The organism is Leptolyngbya sp. FACHB-1624, from assembly GCF_047649235.1.
Classification (GTDB): Bacteria; Cyanobacteriota; Cyanobacteriia; order Leptolyngbyales; family Leptolyngbyaceae; genus Leptolyngbya; species Leptolyngbya boryana.
On sequence record NZ_CP180258.1, the window covers coordinates 2,128,928 to 2,151,032 of the forward strand.

Below are 22,105 nucleotides of genomic sequence, written 5' to 3' on the forward strand. Positions count from 1 at the left end.
TGCTCCCTGTCTCCCCATCACCGAGCGATAACAACCTTTACATCAACCGACTGTAGCGAGCCATTCCAGTGAATTGCAGTTGTTCGACTGAGCTAATCACTATTTTGGTTGCTCGCCAGTTGTAAGTTCCATGAATGTAAATCTGCAAATAGATTTCATTAACAATGCTACGCTTCTGAAGTCCCGTTGATTTAAAGGATGTCCTTTCTTCTTAGAACTTTTCTGAGAAAAATGTGACAGATTGCCGCGAATTTGTACTATTAGTTCAATTAGTCCATCAACACTCATCGTCTTCTTTTCCATTTCCAAAAATTCTTTAAGTTCCTCTAAATTTTCAGAATTCTTCTCGTCTTGAAAGAAGTGTATTGTTTCTTCAAAAGCGCTTCTGATATGCTTTGATGATTTCAATAGATTTTCCACATCTTTATTTTTTGTTTTTCCTTGTCCATACAAATCATCTAGATAAAAATAGAAATTAATAAAGGAACTTGTATATCTTTTTGAGCTAAATTCATTGCATCCTTCTCGATAGAAAGACATTGGTAAAACTAGGTTTCGATGAAGCTGACGGTTCTTTATCAGAGATGCCAACATTTCTGGAGCCATTTCCATATAGCATTTATTTTCATGAGACTCTCGCTGGAAGTCATTTGTGATAAATGCCAAGTCTTTTGCTTCTTCTAGTGTTTCAGCTATCCATCCTCTTTTAGGGCTTTCCCAATAGATTTTTTTGATCCCCAACCAAAAGCTACCGAGAGCTTCGAGGTGCTGTGCGAGATCTATTAGGGAAAATAACAAGGATGAATCTCGTAATTTTATTTGAGTAATTTGGCTCTCTATATCAGAGCTAACTTCAGGCAAAAAGTCTTGATAATTGTTCACTCTTAAAGCGATATTAAGAGTCTCTACTACTTTATTTTGATCCAGTATTACGTCAAGAATAAAATGGTCAATTTCTAATCTATATGGCTGATGATAAACAGAATCAGCATCAACTTTGACAGTGATTTGATATAGCATTAGGCTCAGACTTTACGTGCATTACCTATATACTTTAACGCCCTAGCAGAAAAACAGCTTTATAGTGAATAGATCTCATAGATAGATTTCGGATGCTCTATCACGGGTAGTTTAAGCAGTCAAACAATTGTCGAACGATTTATTGTGGTGAACCAGTAGGTCATTTGCCTTGAATATAACTATTCTTCAATTGCTCTATGCACAATTATCAGGACATCTTACCTTTTCGGTAATAGCGATATTCATGCCCAATGACCCACTAGTAGTCCAGCATGAGCATAGTGAGTAGATCAGGATTAGCACAATCGAAAATCGATTAGAAACTTTGAGCTCTCTAAAACTCGACATTCTGAGGCGTGCGCGGGAACGGGATTACATCGCGAATGTTTGCCATTCCAGTCATAAATTGCACCAATCGCTCAAATCCCAAGCCAAACCCGGCATGGGGCACAGTTCCATATCGACGCAGATCTAGATACCACCAGTAGGTTGCCGGATCTAAGCCTTGCTGAACAATCCGCCGTTCCAACACATCTAACCGTTCTTCGCGCTGCGATCCGCCGATGATTTCGCCAATTTTCGGCGCGAGAATGTCCATCGCTCGAACGGTCTTGCCGTCATCACTCAGCCGCATGTAGAACGCTTTAATCTCAGTCGGATAATCGGTGACGATCGTTGGCTTTTTAAACAAATCCTCTGCTAAATAGCGCTCATGCTCGGATTGCAGATCTAAGCCCCATTCAACCGGATACTCAAATTTCTTGTCGGCTTTTTCTAAAAGCTCGATCGCTTTGGTATAAGTAATCCGCTCAAACTGATTGTTGATAATATTTTCAGCCGTTGACAACACTGACTGATCAATCAGCTTATTGAAAAACTCCATATCTTCAGGACAATGCTCCATCACATAGCTGAAGATGTATTTCAAAAAGCCTTCGGCTAAATCCATATCTCCGTCGAGATCGCAGAATGCCATCTCAGGTTCAACCATCCAGAATTCTGCTAAATGTCGCGAAGTATTCGAGTTTTCTGCCCGGAAGGTGGGTCCAAATGTATAGACATTGCTGAATGCCATTGCCATGATCTCAGCTTCGAGTTGTCCACTCACCGTCAGATAAGCAGGCTTGCCAAAGAAATCCTGACTGTAATCAATCTCTTTTTGATCATTCAGCGGAGGCTGTTTCAGATTCAAGCTCGTCACAGCGAACATTTCACCTGCACCTTCACAGTCACTCGCCGTAATCACAGGAGTATGAACCCACAAAAATCCGCGCTCTTGGAAAAACTGATGAATAGCAGTCGCGCAGGCATTCCGCACTCGGAACACCGCACCTAAAGTATTGGTGCGCGATCGTAAATGTCCAATCTCTCTTAAAAACTCAAACGAATGCCGCTTCTTCTGCAACGGATAAGTCTCAGGATCAGCCTCGCCATAGACTTTCACCGACTCAGCTTTTAATTCAATCCGCTGACCTTTGCCAGGAGACGGAACCAGCACGCCCGACACTTCCACCGAAGCTCCGGTACTGATGCGTTTGAGACTTGCCTCATAATCGGACACGTCTTGATTAATCACAACTTGCAGCCCAGCCATTGAAGAGCCATCATTCACTTCAATAAATGAGAAACCTTTTTGCTCACGCTTTGTTCTCACCCAACCTTGAATCGTTACAGTTTCGTCAGGTTGACCAGCGCGGAGAAGTTCTGCAATACGTCGAGTCATAAATCACTTGGGGCTAGACAAACTAGAAGGAGTCGAAGAAGAATTTGGCGTTGGATTTTTCAGAGTTACGAAGGCAAGCGACCAACCGATCGCAATTCCCAGTCCTCCGAATCGCACCGCCAACCAGAATATTTCTGTCAAGCCAGACCACGAAAACAATCGGCTTTCCAGATTTAATTCTAGTTCTTCTAATTGTTGCTCAATTTCCCGTAATTCGGTTTTCAATTTTGCCGATTCTTTCTGAGTTTCTAGCTCAGCTTTTCGCTGTTGATCTTGCTGAACTTGAGCATAGCGATCTTTGAGGGCATTGAGCGATCGCTCAACATTTTCCAAATTTTGCTCAAAATTGGTTTCTTCTGATTCTGATTGCGAAGCCGACATGCGCCAAAATAAAGGAAGAACGCTTCATTTTACTCACATCTCATCATGTCAGAAACTCTTTCTTCTCCAGCCGCTCTCTCTGAAGCAACCACCCTCGAACTGGCTCAAGCCCTAGTCGAACGCTTAAGCATTACCAATCAAGATTGGCATCGCCTCAAATCGAATCGCAAAGCCAGAGCACTCGAACAATCAGCAGTTGCATTAGTCTACCTGCTCAAAGAAAATCCAGAAGAAGCCCTCCCTCGCTTGCAGCAAGCAGTCGGCTGGCTCGATCGTTCGATTTCTGCCCCGCCTTGTCCGTCTCATGGAAATCGGCATTAGTGCAACTCAGGCACGATCGCATTTCCGCTTTCTTGATCAAACAAATGAATTTTGTCGATCGGCAACGCTAGCCGTAGCGCTTCACCCAGTTTTACCGCCCGATCAGGCGTAATTCGGACTTGCATCGTGTCAGAGTTGTCTGCCAACCGCACCGATAAAACGGTTTCGTGTCCCAACGCTTCGATCAGATCAACCGCAACTAAAAGGGTCTGATCCGTCGAGTCACTCAAACTGAGATGTTCAGGACGAATTCCGAGCGAGATCATTTGCGCGTCATAGCGATTTAGCACAGATGCCCACTGCTCCGGCAAAGTCAGTTGAAATAACGCATGATGCAGCGTGAGGGGGGCGCGAACTTGCACTGGAATAAAGTTCATTGGCGGCGAACCGATGAATTCAGCCACGAAGCGATTGGCAGGAGTGTTGTAAAGTTCCAGCGGAGTCGCCAGTTGTTGAATTTGTCCGGCATTCATGACGGCAATACGATCGCCCATCGTCATCGCTTCAGTTTGATCGTGCGTGACGTAAATTGTCGTTGTGCCTAGCTGTCGCTGGAGTTTGACAATCTGGGCGCGGGTTTCGGCTCTCAGTTTTGCATCTAAGTTTGAGAGCGGTTCATCCATCAAAAAGACTTGCGGATTTCTTGCCATCGCACGACCAAGGGCAACTCGCTGTTTTTGTCCGCCTGAGAGTTGTTTTGGAAGACGATTCAGTAACGGCTCAATTTGTAACATCCGAGCCACGAGTTTGACGCGTTCTTGGACGGCTTGTTCTCGATCGCTGACATAGCGCATTCCGCTCGGTAATTTGCGCGTCACACCGACTGCAAGATTCTCTGTCCATTTCGATCGCTTGCCATCGAGCTTCGTGCGACGCAATCCAAACGCGAGGTTGTCATAAACGCTCATATGCGGATAAAGCGCGTAATTTTGAAACACCATCGCGATGTCACGCTCTTTGGGAGGCAAATCGTTGACAATGCGATCGCCGACGCGAATTTGTCCAGCGGTCAGTTCTTCGAGTCCTGCAATCAGTCTCAGTAACGTGCTTTTGCCACAGCCCGATGGCCCGACAAGCACCATAAACTCGCCGTCTTCGATGCGGAGATTAATCGATCTCAAGACCGCATTTTTTTCGCTCTGATCGCCCTTCTGATAGGACTTATAGATGTTTTCGAGAACAACTTGAGCCACGATCGTTTGCCCTAATTTCGTAGATGCAAGTGTAGCGTATTCCAGAGAGCGAGAAAGTTACAAAATCAAATATAGCTCTGCCCCTGTCACGAGGCATAAGAGGATGTTTGAAACGTATCGTTCATCGCACTCACCCGCCCCGGAATGGAATTCCAGGGCTAACGGTGCGAAGTCCTTAAAAGGACTGCATCGCTCAAACCTCTGTGTAGTCCAGTTTAGTGGACTTCGTTTTACTAGCCCTGGAATTCCATTCCGGGGCGGGAGAACAACGTGAGCGAAGAGTCTTTTTATACCTTTAAAACGTCCTCTCAGCGTTGAGCAAAGTTATACATCACTTACATTTCAATTTCATCGAATTAATCTGAAATTGAATCGTTGAAATCCGATGTTTTCCAGATAACTCCTGCGCTCCAAACAGATAGCCTTCCTCTTTCAACTCATCTACCGTTCGCCAAAAAATTTGATTATTTCGAGAAGAATTACTTCCGAACAAATCCAAATTCTTAAACAAATACTGCTTAGAAATTGAAATGAATTGTCCATCTGTGAGCGTGTCCCATTTCATGCGGCTCGCCAGATAGATCAGAAGCTTTGTTTTATAGTCGCATTTTGCATTACTTCCAAGTCGCTGAGTAATGTCAAACTGGTTTGGAAATAAGACACAATCTCCGTTTCTTGTGCCATCAAAAAATTCCAAAGAGATCGTGTAAGAATCAGCCAATTCATACGTATAATCAGCTGCTTTTGTAATATCAAAGTCTCTAGGAGCATGATCCACCTCGTAATCTTTAATTCTCAGAATGCTTTTAATCATGACCTTTGCGCCACGATTCAGACTTGTCTTCTTGAAAGATTGAGCTAATACCAATTCAGTTCGATGCAGCGCAACCAAATCGCGATTTAACTGCGATCGCAATTTCGATGCAAACCCGCCATCTTTCGTCCGCGTATATCCCAAAATCTCCAATAAATCGTTCGATCGAAATTTAACTGTCCCATTATTTCCCTGCTCGGCTGCCAATTTATAAAGGTAAAGAATGATCGAGATTTGGCGTGGATTTAGGAATGTCATCAACGCCATGAACATTCTTTGAATTCGGCGATCGTGGATTTTTTCTAATCCATTACTCACGCCTTTATTCACACAAGCTGACCAATCCAGATTGGCATATTCCGCTTTGATGTCTGCTAATTCTTCATCCGACAAATTCTCTAAAGGAACGCGCCGAATCACCGAAAACTCGCTGTCATCTTGAGCATCCTCCTCGACTCGCATTTCCAAATAATAGCCATCGACATCCGATCGCAAAATTGGTAATCGCACATCTGGATTTCGCACAGATGCCCCTGCTCTAGGCAAGACCATCAAAAGTTGACTATCGACTGGAAAGGCTGCTTCTAGTTGTTTCATCGCTCGTGAGAATGAGAACCCCACATATAGTGCCTCACCCTCTGAATTTTGTCTAGTGGTAAAACGCTATATCTGGGGTCTTACCGACCAATGATCCACGATGACCCCCACCAGTAGTAGTGTTTTTGCGGAGTCCTATAACACCTGCGTCTGATTTCGCGCGCCGCCTCTGCAACTCCCGCGTCCAAAATCCGACCCCCGAACCCCAAAATTCTACCGCTTCAATTCTACGCGATCTCCCCGAATTTCAAACCTCCCCACTCCCCACTTCCCACTCCCTATCTCCCTAACTCCCCCGTACATTCTCTCTATAACTCCCCCGTCTTTCTGATCCACCCCCTCTTGAGCGGATCAAAAATCGGTGTTAATCTCTTCCTCACGTCAGCGATGTCTACCACCATCCAACTGACCGACCTTGTTTGTCTGGAGTTAAGAAAAAAGATTGTGCGATTCGAGTGTCTACCACCACTCCGCCAAGCTTTGATTCTCTAAAAAAACACAAAAGCAAAACCCCCAAAGCCTTCCTACCACAGTCAGCTTAAGGGGTTGATAACCTTGTTTGCCCAAAAAAGATTGGGCTGATTTCTATGTCTGAACATCGTATCATGTGCAGTCGTTCTGCGCTACTTTTCCATGCATTTTGTTTGAACCCGTTCGCAACTCAGGAGCAAAACTGATGGTGACTTACCTCAGAATTGCTCCTTCAGGAGCAGCGGCACAGTTGGCTGGCGACCTTCATCCGGATCATGAACAGGAATGGTTAGCAAGCGGAGTCGATCGAGAAATTATTCGCCGCAATGTGCGATCGCTCGAAGATACCGAATGCAATCCCTTTACTCGTGAAGCAGAATACCCGATCGCGGAATTGCTGAATTGGCGGGTGACTCGGTTTGGTAAACAGACACGCGCTTCGATGCGCGGCTGGTGGGTGAGTGGAGTTGATCCGCTCAATCATTGGCAGCGAATGGATTGGGGACGGTTTAAGCCAGACGCGGATACGCCAGTTCTCGACCAGAAAAAAGGCAAACCTGCAAAATATCTCAGTCCAAGTTTGGGCAAAGGCTCTAGCCGATTAGTTCTGCTCGATGTTCCGCCACAGATTTGGCAGAACATTTCACAGCGGTTTAATGTGCCGATCGCAGATTCGACGAATTTCTGGGAATGGGTTTGGCAAAATAATTTACCGATCGTTCTCACGGAAGGTGAGAAGAAAGCAGGATGTGTGTTGACACTAGGTTATCCCGCGATCGCATTACCTGGAATTTTTAGTGGCTATCGCCGGGAAACTCGGCAGCTCATTGCAGAACTCGCATATTTCGCTAGCAAAGAGCGGTCTATTCACATCTGTTTTGATTACGAAACGAAACCCAAAACATTACAAAATATTTTTCTTGCAACTTCTCGACTAGGACAACTTTTAACCAATGCTGGCTGTCAAGTTAAAGTTATTACACTGCCAGGCGCTGAAAAAGGCGTTGATGATTTCGTTGTCGCTCGTGGTGCTGATGCATTTACAAACTTATATGAATCAGCGATCGAGCTTGAATTCTGGCAAGCATCCAAACTATGGTCATTAACTTATTCTGCTTCGCTAAAATTAAATCAGCCGTTTTTGGGTGATTTGCCTTACCCAGAGTCAGGTTTAGCTTGTATTAAAAGTGCTAAAGGAACGGGCAAAACGACGGCTCTACAGGCATTAATTAAAAAATCAGCCGGAAGAAAAGTTTTAGTCATTACTCACCGGATTCAACTCGGAAAAGCAATTTGTCAAAGTATTGGCATCGATTGGATTGATGATGCTTTGAAATCTGAAAATCAACATAGCTATGGTTTGTGTGTTGATTCATTGCATCCGAATTCGAGAGCACGGTTTAATCCGGCGGATTGGGAAGGCGCGATCGTCATTCTCGATGAAGTCGAGCAAGTGCTTTGGCATGCTTTGAATAGTGCAACTTGCTATCAACAGCGCGTCAGAATTTTAGAAACACTGCGCGAACTCGTTGCAGTTGTGCTCGAAACGGGTGGATTGTTAATTGCTCAAGATGCAGATTTATCTGACGTGAGTATCGATTACCTGCGAGGCTTAGCTGAAAGTGCGATTCAGCCTTGGGTCGTTGTGAATGAGTGGAAGCCTGAACTTGCTTGGAATGTTTCACTCTACGATACAAAAAATCCTGCACCACTGCTAGATCGCTTAGGCACTGTTCTGCAAGAAGAAGGAGCTGTGTTTGTCTGTCTCGATTCTCAAAAAGTTCGCGGGCGCTGGAGTTCTAGAAACTTAGAAACCTATTTGCGCTTACAATTTCCCCAAAAGCGAGTTCTCCGAATCGATAGCGAAACCGTTTCTGATCCAGATCATGCTGCTTATCACATTGCTGAGCGGATTAACGATGTCGTCGGTGATTACGATGTTGTTTTAGCAACTCCAACGATCGGAACTGGCGTATCGATCGACATTCGCAATCATTTCAAAGCGGTGTTTGGTATTTTTCAAGGAGTTACGCCAGATTCTGAATCGCGTCAGGCTTTAGCAAGAATTCGTGAGCCAATTCCTCGGTATATCTGGGCAGCGCATTTTGGGCCAGGCAAAATTGGTAATGGTAGCTGTAACTATCGCGATGTTGCACAATCTTTGACCAAATCAGTTCAGTACAACATTGCATTACTCAAAGACATTGATTTCGATCTCGATGAGCAAAGTGATCCGATCGCACTTCGGACTTGGGCAAAGATGGCAGCACGAGTCAATGCGTCTCTGTGGCGCTATCGTCGAGAGTTTCGCAACGGTTTACTGCTGGAAGGTCATCAAGTCACAACCGTCACAGATGATTTGGAGAAAATCTTCGGACAGTATAACGATCAAATGTCAGGTGAATTACTCGCTGGAACCTTAAAAGTTCCAGGGTTTGAATATCTCCCAGTTCGACATGATGCCCAAGAGTGCGATCGCATTGCTCAAGTCATGTCCGCAATTCGCACACGCAATCAAACCGCAGAAGCGATCGCGGTTTCTGATTCTCCCGAAATTACCGCAGAAGAATACTACGAACTCAAAGAGCAGGCAAATCAAACCGTTCAGAAACGCCATAGTAGACGCAAACACGAACTACAACGCAAGTACAACGTTGAAACGATCACTCCTGAAATCAAACTCAAAGATGATGATGGATGGTATACCCAATTGCGGTTGTATTACTACCTCACTCACAATCCTGAATATGTGCGTTTACATGATATGCAGGAACTTGAAGATCATCTCGAACGCGGTTACGGAAAGATTTCGATTCAGGATGTCAAACTTTTAACCGCGCAAGTTGAAGCACTACGATCGCTGAGAATTCTCGAATTTCTCAAGCCCGAAGAGAAGATTCTCGCAACAGATGACTTAGTGCAATTTGTGGCGAAGACTGCACTAGAGTGCCGTGAAGACATGAAGGCATTGTTTAAGTTCACTGTCACTGAGAAACTTGCTCCGATTGCGATCGTCCAAACCTTGCTTGGCAAGATCGGAGTGAAGCTGACTTGTACAGGTCGAGCCGTTGCACCCGATGGACGACGAGGTGGTTTGCGAATTTACAAGTATTTTCCACCGCAAGACGATCGAGCTTCGATCTTGGCAGAGTGGGAAAAACGAGATATCTCGATGCTGCAAACGTTGATGGAAATTACAGGATGTAATGACTTCTCAGAAGTCGAGGATTGGATTGGGCAGTCGGCTTAAGAAGGATAGGGAGATAGGAGAGATAGGGAGAAAATCAGACATAATGCTTACTCCCCACTCCCCACCCTTTCCACCTACTAGCAAGACAACCAAATACAGGGTATAGTATGTGTGTATCAACTTACTCTCGTCTTCTATGGACAGCAATCAACTTCTGCAAGCGATTCTTGACGAACTGCGCTCCTCCAAACAAAATTTAGGCTTTAGTCATCCTCCAAAGCCGCGCTATATCTACGCGAATCGCCAATACAGTGATTGTCTGTGGTACTTCTGGAACGGTGCAAAATCAGAACACGAACCGATCGAACATCACGCCCTTACCGGAATCATCGAAAAACTTGAAGTCGAAGAGAAAGAATTTCGCGGCAAACCTGACTATAAAGTGAATTTGCACATGCGTGCCGATCGCGCTTATGTCATCCAATCTGGGTATGACACCCTGTTCGCCCGTGGCTTAGTGTTTATGCTGTCCAAACTTCCGGTCGAAGCCTTTCGGCAACCGATTACGATCGCGGTTGAAGCTGGAGATACAGAACAAGTTCTATTCTGTCGCATCTACAATCCTGTAACCGGACAAGCCGTATTTGCACCTTATCCAGAACAAGTCGATTGGAATGCCACGACCCAACGCGCAATTACAAAAATCCGTGAAGCCCACAGCAAAATTAGTGAAGCAGTCTATAAAAACTAGATGAATTCAATATCGAGTCTTAATAAAGTTTGAGTAATTTCCACAAGGCGCTAAAACCCCCTTGTTAGAATTGCGGGTACTTAACCGATCAGGGAATTCGGCGCAGGCTACCACTTGTTCTTTCGCGTCGCAGTCCTCTTTATGGCTCTTACTTCCAAGAAAATCGTGGGTTCCTCGTTGATTGATTCGCCTCGTGCTAAAAAACTTTGTCGGATTGTTGGTCTTGCTTGTCTCATCGCATTTGCAGTCGATTTTTTCGTCATTGTCCTGCCGCCAAATTTTGGGTTATCGCAGTGGCGATTAGGAACGCTTCAGCAAATTGGCGATCGCAGTATTGTGATTTTGTTCGGAGTCGCATTGCTCATGTATGGTGCTGAGCAGCGGAAAAGGTTGCGATCGCTCGCATTGTTCTGTTTTACGATCGGCATTCTCTTTTTGCTGTCTTGTGCTGTCGTTGCCCAAGATAGTCTAGCGCTACAGCGACAAGCGAATGAGCGAATCAGTGCCCAAGTTTCACAACTCAATTCTAGAATTCAATCCATTCAAGCCAATCCAGAAGCAGCAGCAAAAGTGACTCCTGGACAACTAGAGCAAGCTGCCCAGCGTATCAGTGCTCAAGCAGAATCTGTGAAACAAACTGCAAATAATAGCATTCTGAAAAGTGGGATTCTCAGTATCGGTAATTTAGCTGTGATTGGGACGGCACTCCTCGTTCTCGGACGATATGGGTTGTACCTCTTTAGAAGCTGAGAATGCGCCGAGAATTCTCTCTCTTCAAATCGAGTCTGCGATCGATTCATAACTGGATTCTGCTCGCTGGTGCAACTTTTGGGTTGGGAGTGTATTTTCCAACCTGGCTTTATGGGTGTGCCACAGTCGTGTTGAGCGGAATGCCGCACTTAATTCTCAATGTCTTGCTCATTGGTCTTGCAGTTCAGCAACTCAGGCGATCGCGCTCCCCTGTGCTGGACATTCCACCTGAAGATCGTTGGCTTGGAAGTAGCTTAATCTTGGGGGCATTAGGGATTTTCTATCTGTACTATCCCGCTCTGACTCCACAATCTCTAAGCTGCATGATCATCTTAATCGGTGGAGTTTTGAGTTATCAGGGCTGGCAATTTCTCCGAAAGCAGTGGTTGGCGATCGCGCTCTTAATCGCAAGCTTGCACCCGAATCTAATCCGAATCGCGCGGCATCTTTGGCATTTCGCTTTTTCTCCCGAAGCCCTATCGAAATGGATGGCTTGGGGGGGAGGTGGACTACTCAAAGCGATCGGGCAGCCTGTGTCAGTTGAAGAACAATATGTGGTCTTGCCTGCGGGGGTGGTTGAGGTTGCCCAAGGTTGTGATGGCTTTGAGATGGCATTTGTGATGCTGCTAACAGCAATCATTCTCAGCATTGCATTTCGAGTGCGATCGCGGCAAATGACTGCATTGATTGTGATCGGCATTACCTTAGCCTTAGTTCTGAATGTGTGCAGAATTGCTGTCATGGTTTTAGCTGCGGTGTATTGGGGCAAAGATGCGTTTGAGTTTTGGCATGGTACGGTGGGGGGACAAATTTTTTCAGGAATTTTGTTCACGATCTATTACTATGCAACTCAACCACTGTTGAATGCTCAAAAATCCCAATCATGCTGAAACAGACTGTTTCAATGTATACGCGCGATCGCGTGCGCTTAGATGCGGATGTGTACTATCCCGATGCAGAAGGAGAGTTTCCGGTTCTATTAATGCGACAACCCTATGGACGCGCAATCGCTTCAACAGTTGTGTATGCTCATCCCAGTTGGTATGCGGCTCAGGGTTACATTGTGGTAATTCAGGATGTACGAGGACGCGGAACTTCAGAGGGAGAATTTAAGCTATTTGAGCATGAGATCGAAGATGGATTTGATACAGTCAATTGGGCAGCGAATTTGCCTCGGAGTAATGGCAAGGTTGGGATGTATGGATTTTCTTATCAAGGCATGACTCAGTTTTATGCTGCCCTGAACTGTCCAGAACCCCTAAAAACCATTTGTCCGGCAATGTTAGCGCCTAATTTACAGCACGACTGGGCGTATGAGAATGGGGCATTTTGTTTATTCGCGAATCTGGGATGGGCGATTCAATTGGCAGCAGAAACGGCTCGATTGAAAGGCGATGAGGTTGCTTTTCTAGAACTATCTCAAGCAGCAAAAAACATGCCTTTGAGCGATCGCATTCCAGCTTATCCAGAGGTGATGCAGAAATACGCACATTATGATGCTTACTATCAAGATTGGCTCAATTCAGAAGAGGCGTACTGGCAGAAATTGACACCCGATGTCAGTTCGATCGAGCTACCCATGTTGCATATTGGAGGCTGGTTTGATACTTATATGCGGGGCACATTGCGATCGTATCAAGCTAGCTCTAAAAAGTATGCACAGCATTTAATTGTTGGTGTTTGGGCACATTTGCCTTGGGGGCGGAAAGTTGGCGCGATCGATTATGGAGCTGATGCTGTAAGTTTTTGCGATCGCGCTCAGATTCGCTGGTTTGATCACTTTCTCAAAGGAGCAGAGCTAACTGATCTGGCAGTGCAATTGTTTGAGATGGGAAGCAATCAATGGCGATCGTTCTCTGAATTTCCAAAATGTTCAGAAAAATTGCTTTTCCTCAACAGTAGCGGTCTAGCGGGCATGGACGATCGAGAAGGCAAGTTAACGACGCAACAATCAAATTCAGCGATCGATGTGATTGTGCATGATCCCTGGCGACCTGTTCCAGCTTTGGGAGGGCATGTTGCTTATCCTTGTGGATCGTTTGAGCGTAGCGCGATCGATGCGCGGAGCGATGTTTTAACTTACACGACTGATCCACTGGAAACGGATTTGCACATCGCTGGAGAGGTTGTCATTGAGCTTAATGCTAGTTCAGATGCGGAAAGCTTTGATCTGTGTGCAGTGCTATCAGAGGTACAGCCGAATGGTAGCGTGATGAACTTTTCCCAGGGATACTTACGCAGTGAACGTTCTGAGCGAACTGCTTATCGAATCGTACTGCAACCGACTTGTATTCGGATTCGTCAAGGTAGTGCCATTCGGTTGAGTCTAAGTGGGGCTTGTTTTCCAGCTTATGCTGTCAATGCTGGAATTGGGAAAAAGCCGAAAGATGCAAGAGCGATCGAGTTTCAGATCATCACGATCGAGCTTTATTCAGGAGAATCTTCTCAGATCCGTTTGCCGATTCTGCCTGAATAAATTGAGTCTCATCCTTTGAATCGCTGAATCAAATGATCTCCTACTCGCAACGCATTTGCAATGACGGTAAGACCTGGGCTAACGCTGGAGCTAGACGGGAAGAAACTACTATCGACTACGTACAGATTATTAACCTCATGAGCGCGGCAATTCAAATCCAACACAGACTGAGTTGGATCAGACCCAAACCGACAGGTTCCCGCCTGATGAGCCACAACAGAAATGGGCATATCACTGCGGGGATGAGCATTACGGCTAAAGATTGAAGGTCGTGCTGCTTCTACATTTTTCAAGACATCGATCCAGCGATAAACTAAGCGATCGTGTGCCTCAAAATTATTCACCTTGTACTCAACGCGCAGTTTATCTCCGACAAATCGCACCCGATTGTCTGGATCAGGTAAGTCTTCGGTTTGCAACCACCACCCGATCGAACGAGTCGCTAACTGTCGCAATCCAAAATTAGGTAACAGACTTTTAATCGCAGACAAAATCGGCGGTGCTTCAGAAAAGAGAACATCTCGCAGAATGCCGCCTGAGTTTTGGATATGTCCCATCGGATACGCGAAATCTTTGTCGCCCCAGTAAAAATCATTCACCCCAAGCGTTCTTGGAAATAGCCCAGAGTTCTGTGAAGCCATTAATTGCACAACAACGGATAATTGCTGCTTCATCAAATTACGTCCGACCATGCCGGAGCCATTTGCAATGCCATTCGGATGCTTCTCGTTTGCAGACTTTAAAAGTAATGCAGCAGAGTTAATTGCACCACAAGCGACGACAACAATGTGGCTGAGAAACAGATAGTACTGATCCCCAACTTTCGCCTGCACCCCTTTAATTTCGCTTCCCGATGGATTGGTATGCAGCCAAAGCACTTGCGCCGAAGTCTTCAGCGTCACATTTTCGTATTTCAGAGCAGGAGTGACTCCACTATCTTCGGAATCAGTTCTACCTTGATCGCCCAATCCGAGCGGCAAATAAAAGGGATGCAAGTTTTGCTCAGCCAGCGTTTCGGAAATGCTTTGAATCGGAAAAGGCTCGTGGGCAATTTCTGGAAATGGATAGTCTTCGCGATGAGACGGTTCTGTTGGGTCGTCGCCTGTTTTACCATGCACCTGATAAAGCTTTTCTGCTTCGGTGTAGTAAGGTTCAAAGTCAGCAGCTTTGAGTTCCCACTCAGGAGAAATGCCATTTTGGTGCTGAACTGCTTCAAAATCGCGATCGCGCATTCGCATCAACACACCGTACCAAGTCTTCGTATTTCCCCCAACTCCGTAATTGGTTTGCGGATAAAACGGTTCTCCTGCTTCATCTGTCCAGGATTCAGGCGCATGATATTGCTCGCGTTTGAAGACTTCAAGATCGACTAACTCTGAACTTTCTTTCTCTTGAAAGTCTCCTCGATCGAGAACAAGAATCTTCAGTCCCGTGGGAGCGAGCTTCCGCACTAAGGTTCCGCCACCTGCACCTGTGCCGATAATAATCACATCATAAAGCTGATCATCAATAATCATGGAAATTCCCTCTTATTGCCAAACGTAGATCAGAATGAACAGCACAATCCAAATGACATCGACAAAATGCCAAAACAGCGAGGTTGCTTCGACTCCAAACGAGCCATTGTCATAGTTACCGGGAATAAACGATCGACCGAGCATGAGCGTCTGTAACAACAGCCCGGTCAACACATGAAGTCCGTGAAATCCAGTCAGCAAGTAAAACGTGCCGCCAAACAAACCATCGGTCAGACCAAACGATAAGCTACTCCATTCCACAGCTTGCCCGTACAGAAAGTAGCCGCCCATTGCCATCGTTGCGATCAAAAATAGGCGAAAGCCCCACAGTTTTTTATCATGCAAGTATCGCTCAGCCACATAGATGACAAAGCTACTCGACACCAGCACGATCGTGTTAATTCGAGGAGCATCCACATCTAACCCTGTGACTCCCGGCGGATACCAATCTAAAGTCTGGGTTTTGTAAATAATGTAGCCCGCAAAAAAGCTAAGAAAAATTACGCTTTCCGACAATAAGAACACAATAAAGCCGAATTTACTATTTCCCGCTTCATCGTGTTCTTGATGCGATCGCACTTGAGCTTCAACATCTTGGGCAATGGCTCTTTCTGTCATAGCCTCACTCCTGTTCTGTAGAAGATTCAACCAAACCCGGCATCGGATTGATTGAATCTGGATTTGGATTGTTGGCGACTAAAGGTTCAGTCCTACCATAGCCATAAGGGCCTGCAATCACGATCGGGGTTTCTTCAAAGTTCTCAACTGCTGGAGGCGAAGTCGTCAACCACTCTAACCCGTAAGCTCTCCAAGGATTGTCCCCCGCTTTCTCACCTCGAATCCACCCACTGACCATATTGAGAATAAACGGCACAACAGACACACCGAGTAAAAAGCTGCCCAAGCTTGCAATCACATTCCAGTAAGCAAACTCTAGATCATAGGAAGCCACTCGACGCGGCATTCCCATAAATCCAAGCGGATGCATTGGAATAAACGTCAGCGCAATTCCGAGATAGGTCAGAACAAAATGCAGTTTGCCTAAGCCTTCGTAGTACATTCGCCCCGTCATCTTCGGGAACCAGTGATAAAACCCAGCATAGATGCCCATGCCAATCGCCCCATACAACACATAATGGAAGTGGCCCACCACAAAGTAAGTATTGTTGAGGTGAATATCTAAAGGCACTGAACCTAAGAAAATGCCCGTAATTCCGGCAAACACCCAGTTACTAATTCCGCCTAGAGCGAATAGCATCGGTGTCGTAAAGCGGATTTTACCTCCCCAAATAGTGGCAACCCAGCCAAACACTTTAATGCCAGAGGGCACAGCAACCAGCATCGTGGTTACCATGAAAAACATGCGCATCCAGCCTGGAGTCGCACTCGCAAACATATGATGCACCCAGACGAATGCGCTGATAACGGTGATCAAAACCGAGGATGCAGCAATCACGCGATAGCCAAACAATGGCTTACGCGCGTGAACCGGCAGCACTTCTGAGAAGATCCCAAACACAGGAAGTACCATCACATACACCGCAGGATGAGAATAGAACCAGAAGAAATGCTGGTACAAAATGGGATTGCCACCACGTTCAGGAGCAAAAAAGCTCGTCCCTACCGTTAGATCCAGCAGCAACATAATTGCGCCGCCTGTCAGTGCCGGGAGTCCATAAAGCTGAATCAATTGCGCAGCTAAAACCGCCCACACAAATGCAGGGGTTTTAAACCAAGTCATTCCGGGAGCACGCATTCTGAAAATCGTCGTCACGAAGTTCACGGCTCCCATAATCGAGGAAACCCCAGAAATCGCAACCGCCAAAAGCCAAAGAAATTGCCCGTTAATCAGATTTCCGGTTGGATTTTGCAAGCTGACGGGCGGATATGCCCACCAACCGGACTGAGACGGTCCTCCCGGAATGAGAAAGCTGACCATCATCAGCACCCCTACGATCGGGATCATCCAAAATGAAACTGCATTCAATCGCGGGAATGCCATATCTCGCGCGCCAATCATCAGAGGCACGAGATAATTTCCTAACCCGACGAGCACTGGAAATGTCCACAAAAACAGCATGACCGAACCATGCATCGTGAACAGTGCATTGTAGACCGTACGATCGACTAAATCTGCCTCTGGGGTAATCAATTCACCCCGCATCACCATTGCAAACAGCCCGCCGACTAAGAAAAAGAAGAATGAAGTCGCAATGTACTGAATCCCAATCACTTTGTGATCGGTACTAAACGTAAAAAATCGCTTCCAGTTATCCGGTGCGCCTGGATAAGGTTGTCCACGGACGACTTGGGGAGTGTCGATCGAGATATTTGCCATAATTCAATAATCCTCATCAAGTCGCTGGGCTAGTCGGTTCATGCTGGGGTGAATAGTTCACAATCGGTGGCGGTGCAGGCGGTAACGTTGCCCAACCCCGAACAGCAGTTTTGTCTTTGGTTTTCCGTCCCTGGGCTTGTCCGCGCGCATACTCATCTGCGGCTGGATTAAACGCAGGAGCGGGAGTGCGAGTTGCCGCATCAGCTAGCCATTGCTCATAATCCGCTTGAGACTGAACAACCACATCAGCTTGATTCGCAGCAAAGTAAGTTCCACTGAGCATCGAGTCGCGTAAGCGATACTGTCCGACTCGAACCGGAGTCAGTTCAAAATCAATGTCATGATTGGGAACGACATCCTGCTTGAGCCGAAAGGCAGGAATGTAGAAACCATGCAGGACATCTTCAGAATGCAGCGTGAATTTCACTCGTCGATCGATCGGCAAATGCAATTCAGTACTCGTCACATTCTGCTCTGGATATCGAAAGATCCAAGCCCATTGCTTCGCTGTCACATCAATATGCTCGACCGGAGCCGTTTGCAGAGCATTCTGGATTTCTTTTTGAGGCGTATCATCAAATGGCTCGGCATATGCAGCTTCTACAACCTTCGGCATGTGCAGATGCACGAGTTCCATCGGACCTCGAACTGCCATCTTTTCATACGTTTGATAGCTCGCAAAGGCAAGGCTCAGCACTAAGACCAACGGCACGGCTGTCCAGATGATTTCTAGCCAAGTATTGCCTTCGATCGGAGGCGCATCGCTGAGATCATATTTTGCCGCTCGATGAAAGATCAAAGAATAGACAAAAGGTCCCATCACACCGAGATAGATAAACGTGCCTAAGCCAGTAAACAAGCTAAATAAATCATCAAAGAGCTTCGATTCAGCCGCCGCTTCTGGCGGAAACCAAGAGTAAGACTGTTTTGCGGCCCACAAACTTATGAATGCGATCGCCACAGCATAAATCGTCAGGATAAGGATTGCGCGAAGTTTCATCGTCAGTTTCCTAAGTACTATTGCAAAACCTGATTCGGATTTTCGCCTAGATGGAGTAGTTGATCAGCCGTGACATGAATGCCAAACTCTCCGCCTAAATGCGCACCGAGTGTGCCTTGCAAAAACATCAGCAGAAAGATACCAAGCCCTGCAATTAGATAGCTCCACTGCACCTGCCGCGCCATATCTTTACGCCAGAGAAATCGTTGGTATCCTCTCCAAACCGTCATCCCGACAATGAGCGTCAAGATCAAAATGCCTCCCACACCGTGGAGCACCATTGTTTTTAAAGCCTGCAACCCCCAAGCGCTTTTGACATCCGCCAAAGGAACAGCCAATGAAATTTCAAAGTAGCCCGCTACAACCGTAAAAAATGTCACCACAGCGGCTGCAAGCATGTTGTACCAGCCGACATCAAACAGCCCAGAGCGAGTGGCAGGAATCGCTAAGAATTTGAAGATGGACTTCTCGACTGGATAAAATGCGCCAACAATATCAAATGCGATCGCGGCAATAAACAATCCCAAAGTCAGATGCACAAACAGGGGATGAATCGGCACAACATAGGGCAATCCATTTGCACCGAGCCGACCGAATTGCTCAATTAAGTCTGGATTCATTACAATCCTCCTTCTCGAATTGCATCGACGACCGGAATGCTGTGCAATCCATAGATCCAGACAAGCGCTGTACCTAAATAAGTCTGAATGCAAACGATTAAAAGCGTGAGGACGCTCACGACCATGTAAGCCGTTGGCAATTGCTCTTTTTCACGCAATCGAATCACATACCGCCATCCTGTGACTCCCGCTAAAATTCCCGCGAGCGACCATCCCAACAAGGTATGTAAATTGAGTGTATCTGCGGCGGCTTGATAGGGTTCTGCGAGACCCGCTTCAATTTGACCGAAAATAATTGCAATAAAAATAGAAACAGTTGCAAAAGCGAGATTCCACCAGGAGACCTCATACAATCGTGTATTTTTTGTAAAATATCCCACAATGTCGCAGAAGAATGCGAAGAAGATCATTGCAAGAACAAAATGAATCACAATCGGGTGAATGGTATCTGGATAAGGTAAATTGTGTTCGTTAAGAGGCGGAAGATATTGAAACACAGATTTTCTAGCTAATAATGAACAGAATCGTCATCGGAGAAATACACCTAGAAAGATAGCGTGACCCGCAATGGGCACGTCTCTGTCGAAAGGAGTAGTCCTAAAGACATAATCACGCTGAATTGAGATCGGGGATTCATCACGCTTTATACTAAGAGAGGACTTTACATTCGTTCACCTTGGGAATTGATCTTCGTAGCTACGTTTATATCGATCGCTTACAGCCGCAACATGCCGCGTATTTGGGAACGGAGTCTTTGGGCTTCTTACCTTTGCCGGGTGATGCATCGCTTTGGATTGAAATTTCGCCGGGGATCGAGATTAACCGGATTATGGATGTCGCGCTGAAAGCGGCTGTTGTCCGTCCTGGGGTGCAAGTCGTAGAGCGATTGTATGGATTAATGGAAATTCATGCCAGCAATCAAGGCGAAGTCAATGCAGCAGGACGAGCCATTTTAGCGGCATTAGATGTGCGTAAGCAGGATTGCCTGAAACCCCGCGTGATCTCAAGCCAGATTATTCGCAATATTGACGCGCATCATACGCAGTTGATTAACCGGACTCGGCGCGGCAATATGATTCTGGCAGGGCAAACCTTGTATGTGTTTGAAGTTGAACCTGCGGCGTATGCGTCGCTGGCGGCAAATGAGGCAGAAAAAGCGGCACTGATTAATATTTTGCAGATCTCAGCCGTGGGAAGTTTTGGACGGCTATATCTGGGCGGTGAAGAACGCGATATTATCGCAGCCTCGAAAGCGGTGATTGAGACGATGGAAAATCTGCCTGGTCGCGAATATTACGACGATCGTAAGGAGTAAGCGATCGTGGCGGTGATGACGCAGGTGATGACATTGCAGAGAGGCGCGATCGCGTGGTCAAATTGGCGATCGCAGTATCCCACTCTACAGCCGGATTTAAGTGATGCAGAGTTATCAGGACTAGATTTGCAAAGCGCAGATCTGCGTGGAGTTGATTTCTGTCGTGCCAATTTGACTGAGGCAATTCTCAATCAGTCGGATCTGAGTGGATCTAAGTTCAATAAAGCCCATTTGCATCAAGCGAAATTGATCGGTGCAAAACTGCGACAGGCTGAATTTATTGATGCGAATTTGGTTGAAGTCGATTTTCGGGCAGCGGATTTGACTGAGGTAAATTTAATTGGCTCTGATCTGAAGGGCGCAAATTTGAGTGATACCGATTTGATTCGTGCAAATTTGATTGGCACTGAATTAAGAGGCGCGAGATTGAAGCAGGCGGATCTGATGCAAGCCGAATTGTGTCGAGCCGATCTGAGCAATGCCATTTTACTAGGCGCAAATTTAGCCGATGTGAATTTTGCGGGGGCAAATTTGTTTGAGGCGGAGTTGAGCGGAACGCATTTGTATCGAGCGAATTTTCGGCAGGCAAAATTAGTGCGATCGCATCTGATTGGAGCCTATCTATTTGGGGCGGATTTCACGGATGCAGACTTATCGGGGGCAGATTTGTCTTGGGCAAATCTGAGTAAGGCGAACTTTGCAGGGGCGAATTTGACGCATACAAATCTTCGGGGCGCAATTCTAACGGGCGCGATTTTACCTTAACCGCTTCAATTTTTGTTGCAACAACAGCCAAAAGAAAGGCAAATCATCGACGAGATATCGTTTCCAAAGCCGTTTCGGCTCAGACATTAAGCGGTAAAACCACTCTAAACCGCGATCGCTGACCCATTCCGGCGCTCTGGGTTTAACGCCTGCCTCAAAATCAATGGAAGCCCCAACCGCCATAAAAATATCAATGTTCGGCAGTTGATCCTTATATTTCGCGATCCAAATCTCTTGTTTCGGTGCGCCGACTCCAATCACCAGCACAGTCGCAGCAGAACGATTGATCAACTCCACGATCGCTTGACATTCCATCTCATCTTTCTCAAACCCGAAAGAGGGCGAATGTGCTGCCACAATAATGTCTCGTCCAATCTTTGCATTGATTCTGACTTGAGCTTGTTTCGCGACACCCTCGGCACCCCCAAGCAGAAAAATGGTGATGTTCGGGTTGTCTTTATGGTGTTCACAGAAAGTCGGGAACAGTTCAGAACCAGAAATCTTTGCCTGCAAAGGTGAGCCTAAGAATTTTGAAGCATATAAAACAATTTGACTGTCACAGATTTTGTAATCTGCAACCTCATAGGCTTGTTTGAATTCTGGATCTGTTTGCAGTTTCATCAAATGATCGACGTTCGGCGTGAAGATCACGCCTCTCGTTAATCGATTCAACAATTCAGCTTTTGAGATATTGTCGATTTCTACGTCTAAAATCTCAACTTTCTGCCGAATCTGAGCGCGATTTTCGCGGGTGATTTGCTGGGCAGTAGAAATCAGTACCGACTTACGAAAATCACGATAAAGTTTCTGAACTTCATCGCGACTCACACCTTTCGGATTGGTTTGAGTCATATAAAACAGAC

At 46.1% G+C, this 22,105-nt stretch carries 20 protein-coding genes; 8 read left to right on the plus strand and 12 right to left on the minus strand.

Annotated features, from left to right (window positions below; genetic code table 11):
- Positions 1-99: 99 nt before the first annotated feature.
- The 3 genes from ACMUEV_RS09815 to ACMUEV_RS09825 all read right to left on the minus strand — a co-directional run bounded on the left by ACMUEV_RS09815 (position 100) and on the right by ACMUEV_RS09825 (position 3,124).
- On the minus strand, positions 100-1,020 hold the full coding sequence (locus ACMUEV_RS09815) for a hypothetical protein (RefSeq protein ID WP_190648186.1): 921 nt from the start codon (positions 1,018-1,020) through the stop codon (positions 100-102).
- 334 nt (positions 1,021-1,354) lie between these two features.
- Positions 1,355-2,743, minus strand: a complete 1,389-nt coding sequence (asnS, locus tag ACMUEV_RS09820; RefSeq protein WP_190648184.1) for an asparagine--tRNA ligase — start codon at positions 2,741-2,743, stop codon at positions 1,355-1,357.
- Between the two features lie 3 nt (positions 2,744-2,746).
- Entirely contained in the window at positions 2,747-3,124 is a 378-nt protein-coding gene (locus ACMUEV_RS09825; RefSeq protein WP_017289278.1) for a hypothetical protein, read from the minus strand.
- A gap of 45 nt (positions 3,125-3,169) precedes the next feature.
- Between ACMUEV_RS09825 and ACMUEV_RS09830 the strand changes: the two genes are divergently transcribed.
- A complete protein-coding gene (locus ACMUEV_RS09830; protein ID WP_190648182.1) occupies positions 3,170-3,445 on the plus strand; it encodes a DUF6439 family protein in 276 nt (91 codons plus the stop codon).
- On the opposite strand, the gene ACMUEV_RS09835 is transcribed toward ACMUEV_RS09830, so the two are convergent.
- Both ACMUEV_RS09835 and ACMUEV_RS09840 read right to left on the minus strand, forming a co-directional pair.
- Positions 3,442-4,638, minus strand: coding sequence for an ATP-binding cassette domain-containing protein (locus ACMUEV_RS09835; RefSeq protein WP_190648180.1), 1,197 nt, complete (start codon positions 4,636-4,638; stop codon positions 3,442-3,444). The two genes, ACMUEV_RS09830 and ACMUEV_RS09835, sit on opposite strands and share 4 nt — an antisense overlap.
- A 331-nt stretch (positions 4,639-4,969) precedes the next feature.
- Positions 4,970-6,049, minus strand: coding sequence for a hypothetical protein (locus ACMUEV_RS09840; RefSeq protein WP_017289275.1), 1,080 nt, complete (start codon positions 6,047-6,049; stop codon positions 4,970-4,972).
- Between the two features lie 676 nt (positions 6,050-6,725).
- On the opposite strand from ACMUEV_RS09840, the gene ACMUEV_RS09845 reads away from it, so the two are divergent.
- The 5 genes from ACMUEV_RS09845 (at position 6,726) to ACMUEV_RS09865 (ending at position 13,687) form a co-directional block, all read left to right on the plus strand.
- Positions 6,726-9,770, plus strand: a complete 3,045-nt coding sequence (locus tag ACMUEV_RS09845; protein ID WP_190648178.1) for a plasmid replication protein, CyRepA1 family — start codon at positions 6,726-6,728, stop codon at positions 9,768-9,770.
- 136 nt (positions 9,771-9,906) lie between these two features.
- On the plus strand, positions 9,907-10,461 hold the full coding sequence (locus tag ACMUEV_RS09850; RefSeq protein ID WP_017289273.1) for a hypothetical protein: 555 nt from the start codon (positions 9,907-9,909) through the stop codon (positions 10,459-10,461).
- A gap of 141 nt (positions 10,462-10,602) precedes the next feature.
- Positions 10,603-11,211: an HpsJ family protein gene (locus ACMUEV_RS09855; protein ID WP_190648176.1), complete on the plus strand. Its 609-nt coding sequence runs from the start codon at positions 10,603-10,605 to the stop codon at positions 11,209-11,211.
- Positions 11,212-11,213: 2 nt separating this feature from the next.
- The gene (crtC, locus tag ACMUEV_RS09860; protein ID WP_190648174.1) at positions 11,214-12,101 is read left to right on the plus strand and encodes a cyanoexosortase C; all 888 of its coding nucleotides are present in this window, start codon (positions 11,214-11,216) and stop codon (positions 12,099-12,101) included.
- Positions 12,095-13,687 (plus strand): CocE/NonD family hydrolase, encoded by a 1,593-nt coding sequence (locus ACMUEV_RS09865; RefSeq protein WP_190648173.1) that lies wholly within the window; start codon positions 12,095-12,097, stop codon positions 13,685-13,687. The genes crtC and ACMUEV_RS09865 overlap by 7 nt, the downstream gene beginning before the upstream one ends.
- Before the next feature lie 8 nt (positions 13,688-13,695).
- Here the strand turns inward: ACMUEV_RS09865 and ACMUEV_RS09870 are convergent, their stop codons facing one another.
- The 6 genes from ACMUEV_RS09870 to ACMUEV_RS09895 are packed head-to-tail and all read right to left on the minus strand — an operon-like array spanning position 13,696 to position 19,659.
- Positions 13,696-15,204 (minus strand): GMC oxidoreductase, encoded by a 1,509-nt coding sequence (locus tag ACMUEV_RS09870; protein ID WP_190648171.1) that lies wholly within the window; start codon positions 15,202-15,204, stop codon positions 13,696-13,698.
- Between the two features lie 12 nt (positions 15,205-15,216).
- Positions 15,217-15,822, minus strand: coding sequence for a heme-copper oxidase subunit III (locus tag ACMUEV_RS09875; RefSeq protein ID WP_190648169.1), 606 nt, complete (start codon positions 15,820-15,822; stop codon positions 15,217-15,219).
- 4 nt (positions 15,823-15,826) lie between these two features.
- Entirely contained in the window at positions 15,827-17,542 is a 1,716-nt protein-coding gene (locus tag ACMUEV_RS09880; protein ID WP_017289267.1) for a cbb3-type cytochrome c oxidase subunit I, read from the minus strand.
- A 16-nt stretch (positions 17,543-17,558) separates the two neighbouring features.
- On the minus strand, positions 17,559-18,542 hold the full coding sequence (locus ACMUEV_RS09885) for a cytochrome c oxidase subunit II (RefSeq protein ID WP_190648167.1): 984 nt from the start codon (positions 18,540-18,542) through the stop codon (positions 17,559-17,561).
- A gap of 17 nt (positions 18,543-18,559) precedes the next feature.
- Entirely contained in the window at positions 18,560-19,162 is a 603-nt protein-coding gene (locus ACMUEV_RS09890; protein WP_017289265.1) for a DUF2231 domain-containing protein, read from the minus strand.
- Positions 19,162-19,659, minus strand: a complete 498-nt coding sequence (locus ACMUEV_RS09895) for a DUF2231 domain-containing protein (RefSeq protein WP_017289264.1) — start codon at positions 19,657-19,659, stop codon at positions 19,162-19,164. The genes ACMUEV_RS09890 and ACMUEV_RS09895 overlap by 1 nt, the downstream gene beginning before the upstream one ends.
- 179 nt (positions 19,660-19,838) lie before the next feature.
- Here ACMUEV_RS09895 and ACMUEV_RS09900 point away from each other — a divergent pair, with 179 nt between their 5' ends.
- Positions 19,839-20,477 (plus strand): microcompartments protein, encoded by a 639-nt coding sequence (locus ACMUEV_RS09900; RefSeq protein ID WP_017289263.1) that lies wholly within the window; start codon positions 19,839-19,841, stop codon positions 20,475-20,477.
- 15 nt (positions 20,478-20,492) lie between these two features.
- Positions 20,493-21,242 (plus strand): pentapeptide repeat-containing protein, encoded by a 750-nt coding sequence (locus tag ACMUEV_RS09905; protein ID WP_190648195.1) that lies wholly within the window; start codon positions 20,493-20,495, stop codon positions 21,240-21,242.
- Here ACMUEV_RS09905 and ACMUEV_RS09910 read toward each other — a convergent pair.
- The gene (locus ACMUEV_RS09910) at positions 21,234-22,094 is read right to left on the minus strand and encodes a WecB/TagA/CpsF family glycosyltransferase (RefSeq protein ID WP_190648165.1); all 861 of its coding nucleotides are present in this window, start codon (positions 22,092-22,094) and stop codon (positions 21,234-21,236) included. The genes ACMUEV_RS09905 and ACMUEV_RS09910 overlap by 9 nt on opposite strands.
- Between the last annotated feature and the right edge of the window lie 11 nt (positions 22,095-22,105).